At 29.9% G+C, this 13,923-nt stretch carries 9 protein-coding genes and 1 other RNA gene; all 10 read left to right on the top strand.

Translation table 11 applies throughout. The features are described from left to right. Positions 1-488: 488 nt before the first annotated feature. Positions 489-855: RNase P RNA component class A (gene rnpB / locus U9O55_02410), an RNA gene on the top strand. A 350-nt stretch (positions 856-1,205) separates the two neighbouring features. Continuing rightward, positions 1,206-2,615, top strand: coding sequence for a sugar transferase (locus U9O55_02405; GenBank protein MEA2088666.1), 1,410 nt, complete (start codon positions 1,206-1,208; stop codon positions 2,613-2,615). Between the two features lie 135 nt (positions 2,616-2,750). Continuing rightward, positions 2,751-3,830, top strand: a complete 1,080-nt coding sequence (mraY, locus tag U9O55_02400) for a phospho-N-acetylmuramoyl-pentapeptide-transferase (GenBank protein ID MEA2088665.1) — start codon at positions 2,751-2,753, stop codon at positions 3,828-3,830. Between the two features lie 47 nt (positions 3,831-3,877). Continuing rightward, positions 3,878-4,216 carry a hypothetical protein gene (locus U9O55_02395; protein MEA2088664.1) on the top strand — a complete coding sequence of 113 codons (339 nt, stop codon included), beginning with the start codon at positions 3,878-3,880 and terminating at the stop codon, positions 4,214-4,216. Between the two features lie 13 nt (positions 4,217-4,229). Further along, complete coding sequence (locus tag U9O55_02390; GenBank protein ID MEA2088663.1) at positions 4,230-4,895, top strand: 50S ribosomal protein L25; 666 nt, start codon at positions 4,230-4,232, stop codon at positions 4,893-4,895. Positions 4,896-5,074: 179 nt separating this feature from the next. After that, a complete protein-coding gene (locus U9O55_02385; protein ID MEA2088662.1) occupies positions 5,075-6,511 on the top strand; it encodes a flippase in 1,437 nt (478 codons plus the stop codon). Then, on the top strand, positions 6,504-7,628 hold the full coding sequence (locus tag U9O55_02380; protein ID MEA2088661.1) for a glycosyltransferase family 4 protein: 1,125 nt from the start codon (positions 6,504-6,506) through the stop codon (positions 7,626-7,628). Before U9O55_02385 ends, U9O55_02380 begins: the two co-directional genes overlap by 8 nt. Before the next feature lie 132 nt (positions 7,629-7,760). Further along, complete coding sequence (locus U9O55_02375) at positions 7,761-11,354, top strand: DNA polymerase III subunit alpha (GenBank protein ID MEA2088660.1); 3,594 nt, start codon at positions 7,761-7,763, stop codon at positions 11,352-11,354. Beyond that, complete coding sequence (locus tag U9O55_02370) at positions 11,344-12,567, top strand: hypothetical protein (protein ID MEA2088659.1); 1,224 nt, start codon at positions 11,344-11,346, stop codon at positions 12,565-12,567. Before U9O55_02375 ends, U9O55_02370 begins: the two co-directional genes overlap by 11 nt. Further along, the coding region (gene murD, locus U9O55_02365) for a UDP-N-acetylmuramoyl-L-alanine--D-glutamate ligase (GenBank protein ID MEA2088658.1) at positions 12,558-13,923 on the top strand (1,366 nt) is incomplete at its 3' end. The genes U9O55_02370 and murD, both read left to right, overlap by 10 nt.

Here is a 13,923-nt window from a genome sequence, read left to right as displayed (position 1 = left end):
AATTAGGATAATGTTTTAATCCATAATTATACAATCTTCCAAAACCAGCGCAATATTTATATTTAAATCCTATTTGCATACATTTTTAGACTTTTTGGAGTCCAGGATGTATGTGAACTTATTCAAATATAAATTCCTTTATTTTGCTAGAAAATAAGCAAAAGTCAGTAAAAAATAACAAAATTTAGCCCAAAAAGACAAAAATCTATTTATGTGTTATATTTATAGTAATTCTTATCAATTCCAAAAAAATGCCTACGATACCGCTGGGATGCGATGCAAGGAGGAAAAGTCGCGAAAGCAATCTGACTAACAGCCAATTATTACGAGATAAATGGATCTAAAACATCCCCATTCATCTCTTTTTTTTATTCAACATTTTTTATAAATGTTTAAATGTTAAAATGTTTGTGTGTTAAAGTGTTTGAGTATTAAAGCGTTCTCTTTTATTGACAAAATTCTTTATTTTCTGCTATTATATTAATAATTCAGGTGAGCGGATAGCTACTTTTTACTAATTTAGTATTGAGAGGAAAGTCCGGACACTCTTTTTTGGTTTTTCCAAAATCGTCAAAAGCAGTCGCTAACAGCGACCAAGGGCAACCTTAGGGAAAGTGCCGCAGAGACTATACTATCCCACTTGTGGGAGAAAGGTGAAAAGTTGGCTGGTTCCCATCCTTTATGGATGTGCTACAGTCTTTTCCAGATGGCGACATCTGAGAATGGTAAACCCTGCTTAGTGCAAGACCGTGTTCCGTCTTTATGACGGAAAGAGTCGCTTGAGGCTAGTGGCAACATTAGCCCTAGATAGATTGCTATCAATTACAAAATCCGGCTTATAGCTTGCCTGAATTATTATAAATTAGGATTATTAGGATAATTATGATTATTAGGACGGTTAGGATTTCATAAAAATTATTTTGAAATTACAGATTGTTTACACTTTTTGTCATTCCAGAAAATAGATTTTCTAAGCGAGCCTGCGAGCTTTTAGAAAATCATTTATCCGGAATCCAGAATCTTAGTTGATTCGTGGTTATATATAGCGTAAATTCCGGATAAGTTAATTTCTTACGACTCGCAAGCTCGTCGAGAAATTATACTTTCCAGAACGACAACCAAGAAAAATTTTTCAAAAAGTGTAAACAACGCTCTCGATTCTTATATATAAAATTATAATTTTTTAGTTTTCAGTTTTTATTAATATGAAAAAGTCTGAATTAGTTTTTACAGCAATATTAGTCCCAGTTGATTTTATAATGCTGATTTTGGCTGCTTTAGCGGCTTATTTTTTACGCTTTACTCCTTTTATAAAAGAAATGCGTCCAGTTATTTTTGATCTTTCTTTCCAATATTATTTTAATATTGTTTTTTTTATCGCGCTATCGTGGATGATAATTTTTGCTTTTTCAGGGCTTTATTCCACAAAACCGATCCGCCGTTTTATTGATGAATTTTACAAAATTTTTAGCGCTTGCTCGGGAGGCGTGATGTTAATATTGGTTGTTATTTTTGCCAGCAGAGAACTATTTTCATCAAGATTTATTGTTTTAGCAGGCTGGATTTTTAGCATTATTTTTGTTTTCATTGGAAGATTTTTTATTCGTTTAATCAGGCAATATTTTTTTAAAAAAGGCATAGGAGTTAATAACCTGTTAGTTATAGGAGACGATAAAACAACTAAAAACATTATTCGCTTGCTTAAAAATAATAGCTCTTTTGGATGCAGGGTAATCAAAACATTTAATAATTGCAATGAAAAATTAATTAAAAGAATAAATAATTTTATTAAAGACAACAAGGTTGACGAAATTTTGCAATGCGCTAATATTAGCGAGGAAGAATCTTTGCAATTAGTTAATTTTTGCAATGAACAAAATATAGTTTATAAATATGTTCCAAATTTGTTTGAAGCCCAAGCGGTAAATGTTGATGTTCAAGATATAGCAGGTGTTCCGATTATTGAGCTGAAGAGAACACCTCTTGACGGCTGGGGAAAAATTTTAAAAAGAATTTTTGATATTGTTGGCAGTTTTTTTGCGATTATTATTTTTTCACCTGTTATGTTAATTACCGCGATCGCGATTAAATTAAATTCTAAAGGCCCTATATTTTTTGGATATGAAAGAATAGGGCAATATGGAAAACCTTTTTTTTATTTTAAATTTAGGTCAATGATTAAGCAAGCGCATCAAATGCGTTATAATTCTGAATTTAGAAGCACTGTTGAGGATATTAGAGGTTGGAATAATAATAATCCTATGGTAAAATATAAAAACGATCCTCGCGTGACAAAAGTGGGAAAATTTATCCGCAAATACAGCATCGATGAACTGCCTGAATTTTTTAATGTTTTTATTGGCAAAATAAGCCTTGTTGGTCCACGTCCGCATGAGCCGGAAGAAGTTGCGAAATACAAAAAACATCATAAAAAAATTTTAACTATTAAGCCGGGAATTACAGGTATGGCACAGGTTAGCGGACGAAGCGATCTGAATTTTGACGAAGAGGTGCGGTTAGATAGTTATTATATTGAAAATTGGTCAATTAAACTGGATCTATATATTTTATTAAAAACTCCATTTGTTCTATTTAAAAAAAGAAAAGCTGAATAATTATTTCATTGTCATCCTGAACTTCCTGCCTGCCGTCAGGCGGGGATTCAGGATCTGCAATCTTTTTCTCAAATTGTGATTTAATATTGCAGATTTTGGATAAATTTTTTTACTGTCGTTCAAAAATTTTCCAGAATGACAAATTTAATATACGGAATAACAAAAAATATGCTGGAATTTTATGCCGTAAAAATCTTTATAATAACCACACTTTCATTTTTGATAGCGCTTTTTTGGATGCCTTTTTTATTAAAAATGTTAAGAAAATATAAAATGGGCAAAAAAATCCGCGATGAAAAAAGCGCTCCGATTTTTTTTAAATTGCATAAAAAAAAACAGGGAATACCCACAATGGGAGGAATTTTGATTTGGGGAACAGTTTTATTTATCTCTTTGTTATTTTTTTATTTGAATAAAATTTTTAGCGGAATAGGCATATTTGAAAATTTAGATTTTTTAACACAAAAGCAGACACTCTTGCCATTAGGAGCGCTTGTCGCATCAGCTATTGTAGGAATGTTTGACGACTTATTTAATATAAAAAAAATAGGCCCTAATGGAGGCGGATTGCGAATGCGGCATCGTTTGTTTATTTACGCTTTTATCGCTATTGTCGGAGCTTGGTGGTTTTATTTTAAGTTAGAATGGAGCACTTTACATATTCCTTTTTATGGAAGTTTTGACATAGGCATTTGGTATATTCCAATTTTCATTTTCGTGATTGTGGCAACAAGTCATTCTGTTAATCTGACTGATGGGTTAGACGGATTAGCTGGAGGAATCCTTCTTTCGTCTTTTGCCACTTATGGCGCGATTGCTTTTATGCAAGGCCGTTTTGAATTAGCTGCTTTTTGCGGAGCAATTATCGGCGCTTTATTAGCTTTTTTATGGTTTAATATTAGTCCGGCAAAATTTTTTATGGGTGACACAGGTGCGATGAGTTTGGGCGTCACTCTTGGGATTGTCGCAATGCTTACAAATTACGCTTTGCTTTTGCCTATTATTGGCTTGGTTTTTGTAATGGAAACTTGTTCAGTTTTAACTCAATGGGGGTATAGAAAAACAACAGGAAAAAAATTGTTTATTTCCAGCCCCATTCATCATCACTTAGAAGCAAAAGGGTGGGCTGAAGCAACCATTGTGATGCGTTTTTGGGTAATCAGCGGAGTAAGCGCCGTTGTCGGGATTATTCTGTTTTTTTTGGATAATGCTTAATTTTATCTTGACTGAATTATTATTTGTGTTATATTGTATTTATATTTATGTTTAATCCTTTATTTCCAACCAATAATTTAGACAAGCATTTTATGCCAAAATGTCCTATTTGCGGAAGCAAGCAGGATTATTTGGAAATGTCTGTTATTGAAGATAGCGATAATGATTCCCTTGTTTATATTAGCTGTAAAAAATGTTCTGTTAGTTTAATCGGGATTGTGAATTTTAGTCCAATGGGAATTAGCGTTGTTAGCTTCGCGACTGATTTGCAAAAATCAGAAGTCGCGAAATTTAGAAAAGGAGATGGGGTTAGCGAAGACGATGTTTTAGATATTCATCAAATGTTAGAGGATAAAACCATTAACTTTGTTGAAATGATTAAATAATAACTTATTTTTTATGGAATCTTTAAAAGTTGAAAAAAGGGAAATAGTTGGAAAAAAAGTTAGCCAAATAAGAGAGAATGGTAAAATTCCAGCTGTTATTTATGGCCAAGGAATAAAGCCTACAAATTTAACAGCAAAATATATCCCTTTTGAAAAAATTTATGAAAAAGCAGGAAACAGCACTTTAATTAATCTTAAAATTAATGATCAAGAAATTCCTGTTCTTATTCATCAAATATTTCGCAATGTTGTAAGCGGGAAGATAGATCATATTGATTTTTATAAAATTAAATATGGGCAAAAACTTACGGCCAGCGTGGAATTAAATTTCATTGGAGAGCCAAAAGCCGTTAAAGAGCTTGGGGGAACTTTAGTTGCAAAAATAAAAGAAGTTGAAATTAAATGTTTACCAAAAGATTTGATAAGCGAAATAAAAGTTGACTTAACCGCGCTAAAAAGCTTTGATGATGTTATTCATATTAAAGACTTAAAAATTTCTGAGACTATTGAAATATTAGGAAATCCAGACATTGCCATAGCAAGTGTTTCTAAGCCAAGAATAGAAAAAAAAGAGAAGGGAGAAAAAGAAGAGGCTGATTCAGAAAAAACAAAAGACGAAGACAAAAAAGATGAAAAAGCTGAAGAAAAGCCAACGGAACAAACAGATGAAAAAAAATAGTGATGATTAATTTTTACAAATTTGTATTTAAATAAAGACGCGACAATACGCGTTTTTATTTTTTAAATATTTTTTTATGTTATATTTAAAAATTATAGTATAATAAAATAAAATTTAAGATAATTTTTTTATTTTTATTTTATATAATTATTTTGATTTTTGCATTTTGAGTTTATATTATGTCTATTGCCAAAAATACAGCTTACATAACTTTTGCTTTTATTTTTCAAAAAATATTGGCTTTTGTTTATATTGCTTTAATTGCCAGAAACGTAGGGCCTGAGATAATTGGAAAATATTTTTTCGCGCTTTCTTTTACAACTATTTTTTCAGTTTTTATTGATGCAGGACTTACGCCGATTTTAATCAGGGAAGTCGCTAAATATAAAGAAAAAGCAAAAAACTATTTTAATTCAATTATAACTCTAAAATTGGTTTTTAGTATTTTAACAATGTCAATGATTGCGATTGTCATAAATTTTTTAGGATACGACGCTTATATCAAAAAATTAGTTTATATAGCAAGCGCTGTAATGTTTTTTGATTCTTTTACTCTGACTTTTTACGCGATTTTAAGGTCTTGGCAAATATTAAAATATGAAGCAATCGGAATTATTTGCTATCAAATTTTAACCGTAATTTTAGGAGGAATAATACTTTTTACCACAAAATCAATAGCGATGCTTATTGGCGTTCTTGTTTTGTCCAGTTTTTTAAACGCTGTTTATTCTTTTAGTCTGGCTATTCGCGTCGCGAAAATAAAATTAAAATTTTCAATTAACAAACAATTCGCGAAAATTTTGTTAATTGCTTCTTTCCCGTTTATGCTAGCAGGCATTTTCAACAGAGTTTATACTCATATTGACACTGTGCTTCTTTCAAGGCTTGCGGGTGATATTTATGTTGGCTGGTATGGAGTGGCAAATAAATTAGTTTTTTCTTTGCAATTTATTCCAGCGGCGTTTGTGGCGTCAATTTATCCGGCAATGAGCAGTTATTTTGAACATTCAAAGGAAAAATTAAAAACAACTTTTGAAAAATCGATAATATATTTAACTATTATTTCTGTTCCAATTTGTTTTGGAGTTATCGCGCTGGCAAAAGAAATTATAACAACAATTTACGGCAACGAATTTTTAAATTCAATACTTCCGCTTCAGCTTTTAATGGTTGCTTTGGTGTTTGTGTTTCTCTATTTTCCCGTTGGTTCGCTTTTGAACGCTTCCAACAGACAAAAAAGAAATACCGCGAATATGGGAATTGCTATGGTTGTCAATGTTATTTTAAATTTGATTTTAATTCCAAAAATAAATTTAGCTGGGGCCGCTATTGCTTCTGTTGTTAGTCAATTTTTAATGCTTGGCTTGGGAATGTATTACGCGCGACAAGTTATTGCCTATGATAAAAAATTACTGAGCACAAAATTTGTTCAGAACATTATTAGCGCGTCTATAATGGCTGTTGGAATTATTTTTTTAAAGCAATATATTAATTGGCTGTTTATTATTCCTTTGTCAGCAGTATTTTATTTTGGATTTTTGTATTTAATAAAAGGCTTTTCAAAAAACGATCTTAAAAAAATTTTAATTTCTATTGGTATAAAAAAATATGAATAAAACGCTTTTATTTACAATTGATTTTCCGCCGAATTTAGGCGGGGTCGCAAATTATTATAGAAAAATATGCGAGTATCTACCATCAGACAAAATTGTTATTTTAACAATCAGAGATGATAAAGCAGGCGAAGATAAAAAATCTTACAAAATATATCGCGCAAATCTTTTAACAAATTTGCTAATATGGCCAAAATGGTTTTTTTCTTTTTGGCATTTGTATAAAATAATTAGAAAAGAAAAAATAAAAACAGTTTTAGTCGGACAGGTTTTGCCATTAGGAACCGTTGCTATGATTTTATCAAAAATAATGAATTTTAATTATATTGTTTTAACGCATAGTTTTGACATATTATCCGCGCAAAAATCAAAAAGAAAAAATTATTTGTTAAAAAAAATATTAAAAAACGCGAAATATATTACAGCTAATAGCAATTTCACAAAACAAGAATTAACAAAATTAGGAATAAAAAAAAATAAAATAACAACTGTTTATCCTTGCCCTTATTTTAAACCGTTGGCTGATGAAAAAAGAAAAAACTATTTAATTAAAAAATACAATTTAGAAAACAAAAAAATCATTCTTACAATCGGCAGAATGGTGGAGAGAAAAGGCGCTGATATGGTAATAGAATCAATGCCAAAAATTAAATCGAAAGTAGCAAACGCTGTTTATATAGTGGCTGGCGGAGATGCGTATTATAGAAAAAAACTTGTAAAACTTAGTGTAGAATTTTCAGTATATGATAAAATAATTTTTATTCCAAACGCTAAGGATGAGGAAATTAAAGCATTGTATGATTTATGCGATTTATTTATTATGCCATGCAGGCGGATAAACGAAGATGTTGAAGGTTTTGGCATTGTTTTTTTAGAAGCTAATTGTTTTAGCAAGCCTGTTATTGGAGGAAAGTCTGGAGGAGTTGTTGAAGCGATTATCCATAATGAAACAGGGCTGTTAGTCAATCCTATTAACATAAATGAAATAAGCAATGCTGTTATTAAATTATTAAATAATAAAAATTTTGCTGAAAAATTAGGCGAAAACGGGGAAAAAAGAGTGAAGCAAGAATTCAGCTGGAAAAAACAAATAAAAAAAATAGAAAGATTATTAGAATAAAAATAATTGCTAATAATTCAAAAATACTTTAATATATAAATAAAATTCAAAGTTCAAAATGCAAAATGCAAAAAAACAATTCAAAACTTAAAACTTTCTATTTATTAGTTTTAAATTTTTTATATATATTTTATGAAATTTACCCACCTGCATGTCCATAGCCATTACAGCTTGCTGGACGGCTTGATAAAAATAGACGATTTAATAGCAAAAACCAAAGAATATAATATGGATTCTGTTGCGCTGACTGATCATGGCGTTATGTATGGAGCTATTGAATTTTATCAAAAAGCCGTTAAAGCGGGCATCAAGCCGATTATAGGCGTCGAGGCTTATTTAGTTGACGGTTCAAGATTGGACAGGACAAAACAAATTCGCAGGCATTTAGTTTTATTGGCGAAAAATGGAACAGGATATCATAATTTGTTAAAACTCACGACATTAGCGCATTTAGAAGGTTATTATTACAAGCCAAGAATTGACTGGGAAATTTTGCGAAAATATAATGAAGGGCTTATTTGTCTTTCAGCTTGCTTGCAAGGTGAAATTCCGCAAGCAGTAATAAATCAAGGAGTTGACAAAGCAAAAGATGTTGTTAAAAAATACTTAAATCTGTTTGGCGATGATTTTTATTTAGAAGTTCAAAGGCATCCAAATATTGAAAATCAAGAAAAAGCAAATAAAGGAATAATAAAAATAGGGAAAGAAATGGGAATTTCTGTTGTCGCGACAAATGATGTTCACTATTTAAATATTGAAGACGAAGAAGCGCAAGATGTGCTTTTATGTTTGCAAATGAAAAAGAAAAAAAAAGACGAAGACAGAATGAATATGATGGGGATGGATTGCAGTTTTAAAAACGAAAAAGAGATGTTGGAGCTTTTTTATGATCTTAAAGATGTTGTTAAAAACACGGAAGAAGTTGCTAAAAAATGCAATTTAAAAATTGAACTGGGAAAAATCAATTTGCCAAAATTTGATGTTCCAAATAAACAAACAGATGAGGAATATTTAAAAAGTTTGTGTAAAAAAGGATTTGAAAAACGCTACCCTGAATATTTTAACGATGGAAACAAAAACAGGCCGAATGATTATGATGAATTTAGAAAAAAAATTTTAAACAGATTAAACTATGAATTAGGCGTTATTAATAAAACAGGATTTTCGTCTTATTTTCTGATTGTGCAGGATTTTGTGAATTGGGCTAAAAATCAAAAAATTGTAGTCGGTCCTGGCAGAGGTTCGGCGGCTGGAAGTTTAATCGCGTATTTAACTGGAATTACAAATATTGATCCTTTAAAATACGACTTAATGTTTGAACGATTTTTAAATCCAGATAGAATTTCTATGCCTGACATTGATTTGGATTTTGCTGATACTCGCCGAGATGAGGTTATTCATTATGTTGAAAACAAATACGGGCGCGACAGGGTTTCGCAGATTATTACTTTTGGAACAATGGCAGCAAAGGCCGCTATTCGCGATGTTGGCAGAGTTCTGGATTTTAATTACAATTATTGCGACAAATTGGCAAAAATGGTTCCTATGTTTACTCAGCTAAAAAAAGCCATTGAAGAAGTAGCTGAACTAAGAGAAATTTACGCAAATGAAAATGCCGCGAAAAAAATTTTAGATACCGCCATTAAATTAGAAGGAGTGGCGCGCCACGCTTCCACGCACGCTTGCGCCGTGCTTATCACAAAAGATCCATTAGACCAAAATGTCCCCTTGCAATACGCGTCCAGTGGAGATAGAACAATCGTCTCGCAATATTCCGGAAAAATGATGGATAATTTGGGATTATTGAAAATGGATTTTTTAGGCTTAAGAAATTTAACAATTATTGAAAACGCACTGAAAATTATTCTCAATACAAAAAATATTGAAATTAACATTGACGACATCCCATTAGATGACAAAAATGTTTTTTCGCTATTCGCGAAAGGCGACACAACAGGCATTTTTCAATTCGAAAGTTCGGGGATGCGGAGATATTTAAAATTACTTAAACCGTCTGTTTTTGAAGATGTTATAGCAATGGTCGCGCTTTATCGTCCAGGTCCTTTGAATTCAGGAATGATTGACGAATTTATAGATAGAAAACACGGAAAGAAAAAAGTTGTTTTTAAACATCCTATTATGGAAAACTCTTTAAAAAATACTTATGGCGTGATTGTTTATCAGGAGCAGGTAATGCAGCTTTCAAAAGATATGGCTGGATTTACAGGAGGGCAAGCTGATACTTTGAGAAAAGCAATGGGGAAAAAAATAGCGTCTTTAATGGCTAAAATGAAAAACGAATTTGTTCAAGGATGTATTAAAAACAATCTTAATGAAAAACTCGCGAGAGACACTTTTTCTGATATGGAAAAATTCGCGGAATATGGTTTTAACAGAAGCCACGCCGCTTGTTATGGTTTAATCGGTTATCAAACAGCTTATTTAAAAGCAAATTATCCAGTAGAATTTATGGCCGCGCTGTTATCTTCCAACGAAGGCGATGTTGACAAAATAGCAATTGATGTTCAAGAATGCCAAAAAATCGGGATAGAAGTTCTACCTCCTGATATTAATGAAAGTTTTAAGCATTTTACTGTTGTTCCTTTATTAGCAGATAACAAAAACAAAATAGGGCAGATACGATTTGGATTGCTAACAATAAAAAATGTTGGCGGAAATATTGTTGAAAAAGTTATAAAAGAAAGAAAAAAGTCAGGCGAGTTTAAAAATTTAATAAATTTTTTAATAAGGATTAAAGACAAAAATCTTAACAAAAAATCCTTGGAAAGCTTAATAAAATGCGGGGCGTTTGATCATTTTGATGAAAGAAGCAAATTGCTCTTTAATGTAGAAAAAATTCTTTCATTCGTAAGGCAGAATAGAGAAGAATCGAATAATAAACAAGGAAATTTGTTAGGAATGCTTTCTAATCCCTACAAGGCGACTTTAAAATTAGAAAACATAAACGACAATGAAAAAATAAGCAAAAATGAAAAATTAAGCTGGGAAAAAGAGCTTTTAGGTCTTTATATAAGCGATCATCCTTTTTCTAAATTTGTTTCGGCTTTAAAAGGGAAAGCAACATCATTGGCTGAAATTAATAAAATCAACGCAAGCAATAAGCAAAAAATTATTATTTCTGGAATTATTTCTAAAATTCAAAAAATTTTTACAAAAAACGGGGAAACAATGCTGTTTATTAAAATTGAAGACACAACAAGCAATTTAGAGCTTTTGATTTTTCCTAAAATTTTTTTAGAATATAAAGAATTATGGGAGGAAGAAAAAATTATAATGGCAAAAGGAAGGCTATCTGACAAAGACGGTGTGCCAAAATTGATCGTTGAATCTGTTTCTGAATTAAATTTGGATAATATAAATTCTGTTTTTTTTGGTTTGAATAAATCAAATTATAATGGAAATGGGCATGAAAATAATTTTTATTATCAAAAAAAATCAGAAAGCTTAAATGTCAGCGACAAAAACACGCAACATCAATATAATAAATTTGTTGACATTAAAATTCCGCAGTTTATAAAAAAACAAAATTTAGTGAAACTAAAAAAAATTTTTAAAAAACAAACAGGAGACATTAAAGTGCGATTTGTAATTAATAACAGCAACGGAGCAAAAATTATTAACACATCTTTTTCTGTTTCTCAGCAAAATATTGAAACTGCTAAAAAAGAGGCAAATTCTGTTATAAAAAAAATATATGAAACATAAAAAATTTATATTTGAAAATTATGATTTTGATTTTAACGCAGGAAAGGCTGTTTTTAATTATTCAATTAACGAAAAAATTAAATTTAAAGAAATTTTGTTTTTTCCAATTAAAAAATTAAGTAAAAATAGGCTGAGAGAGAAAAAAGATTTTATTAATAAACTTTTATTTAATATTCATTTGGCATGCGGATTAAGCTATTGGAAAACATATTGCCCAAAAGAAATCATAATAAAATCAGGAAAAATTAATAAAGAACAGGCAAAATTTTGGAATAAACTATATTATAAAGGAATGGGACAATTTTATTTTGAAAATAAATTAGACCCAGAAAAAATGGCTCCTGAATTTCCTTATAAAAATTTTAAAACAAATTTAATAAAATTAAAAAAACTAAAATCAAATCTTTTGTGCTGGGGCGGAGGCAAAGACTCAATTGTTTCTTCAAAAATTTTAAAAAAACAAAAAAAAGATTTTGCTTTATTTTATATTGGAGATTCAAAACCTCAAATAAATACGGCAAAAATCGCTAAAAAGCAAACAATCATCGTAAAAAGGATAATTTATTCGCGATTAAAAAAATTACCAAAAGCTTATAGCGGACATATTCCTGTTTCAGCTTATTACGCTTTTGTGGAAATTTTTGCTGCCGGACTTTTTGGATTTAAAAATGTTGTTATGTCAAATGAAAAAAGCGCTAATTATGGAAATATATTATACAAAGGGCTGATGGTTAACCACCAATATTCCAAAAGTTGGGAATTTGAAAAAGATTTTTCAAAATATTTAAGCAAATTTATAACAGATGATATAAAATATTTTAGCTTATTAAGAAAGATGGATGAAATAGAAATAGCTGAATTATTCTCGCGATATCCAAAATATTTTAAATATTTTTCAAGTTGCAATGCTAATTTTAAACAAGACAAAAAAAAGAGGCCCAAATTTAATTTATGGTGCGGTAGCTGCCCAAAATGCGCTTTTGTATTTTTAATAATCGGAGCTTTTATTTCTAAAAAAAAACTGTTAAAAATTTTTAATAAAGATTTGCTTAACGATCCAAAATTAGAAAATACTTTTTTAGAACTTTTGGGCAAAAAAAATCACAAGCCGTTAGAATGCGTTGGAACGCCAAAAGAAGTAAAAAAAGCATTATCTTTTATTATTAAAAAACAAGAATTTAAAAATAGTTATTTTATAAAAAAATGGAATTAAAAAAAATAATGCAAAAAAAAATAGTGATTTTAGGATTTGGTCTGGAAGGTCTTTCTGTTCTTAAATTTTTAAGAAGTTTGGATAAAGAAAAGCAAATTATTGTCGCTGATAAAAAAAATTTTACTGATTTTAAAAAGTCTATTCCAAAAATAATTTTAAAAGACAAGAATATTCAATTTTGTTTAGGAAAAAATTATTTGGATTGCTTAAAAAGCGCTGAAGTAATTATTAAATCTCCCGGGATTAACGTTGCAAAAATAAAAGAAATTCAAAAAGCAAAAAAAGCTGGCTCAATCATAACATCAGCGACTAATTTGTTTCTTGAAAATATTAAAGGAAAAGTTATTGGCATTACAGGCACAAAAGGGAAAAGCACAACAGCTTCGCTTATTTATGATATTTTGAAAAAAGCAAAATTCAAAACCTATTTATGCGGAAATATCGGCAATCCCGTTTTTGATTATTTGAAGCGCGACAGCAAAGATTCTTATTTTGTTATAGAGCTTTCAAGTTATCAGCTTGAAGATTTGAAAAAAGCTCCTTATATTTCTATTTTTACTTCTTTTTTCCCAGATCATCTGGATTATCACGGTGATTTAGAAAAATACTTTAAAGCAAAAACAAATATTTTTTCGCGAAAAACAAAAGCGGTTTATAACGCTAAATTTAAAAAAATAAAAAATTTTTTAGAAAAAAATAAAAAAAATATTCTTTATCCATATAATAATAAAACAAATTACATAAGCAAAGACAATTATTTAACGCTAAACAGCAAAAAAATATTTTCTCTTAATTCTTTAAAATTAAAAGGCGCGCATAATAAAGAAAATATTTTAGCCGCGGCAATAATCGCAAAAATTTTAAAGATTGACGCAAAAATAATAAAAAAAGCTGTTCTTAACTTTAAAGCGCTTGAACATCGTTTAGAAAATATTGGAAAATTTAAAAAAATCTGTTTTTATAATGATTCAGCTTCTGTTACTCCTGAGTCAACGATTGAAGCCATAAAAACTTTAGGTCGCGGAAATATAGATACTATTATTTTAGGCGGTTTGGACAGGGGATATAATTTTGATGGATTAGTAAAAAATATTTTAAAAGCTGAAATTAAAAATATAATTTTTTTTAAAAATTCAGACAAAAATATTTGGAAAAGTTTAAAAAAAATTTATCAAAAGTCTGACAAAAAATGCAGTTTGCCTGAAAAAAAACAAATAAAAAATATGAACGATTGCGTCCAACAATGTTTTAAAATTACAAGTCCAGAAAAAATTTGCTTGCTTTCTCCAGCGTCTCCAAGCTATCTGTCTTTTAAAAATTTCAAAGACAGAGGAGACCAATTTAAAAAAGAGGTTA

Source organism: Patescibacteria group bacterium (genome assembly GCA_034660655.1).
Taxonomy (GTDB): Bacteria; Patescibacteriota; Patescibacteriia; order JAACEG01; family JAACEG01; genus JAACEG01.
This window is presented reverse-complemented; position numbering and strand designations above follow the sequence as displayed.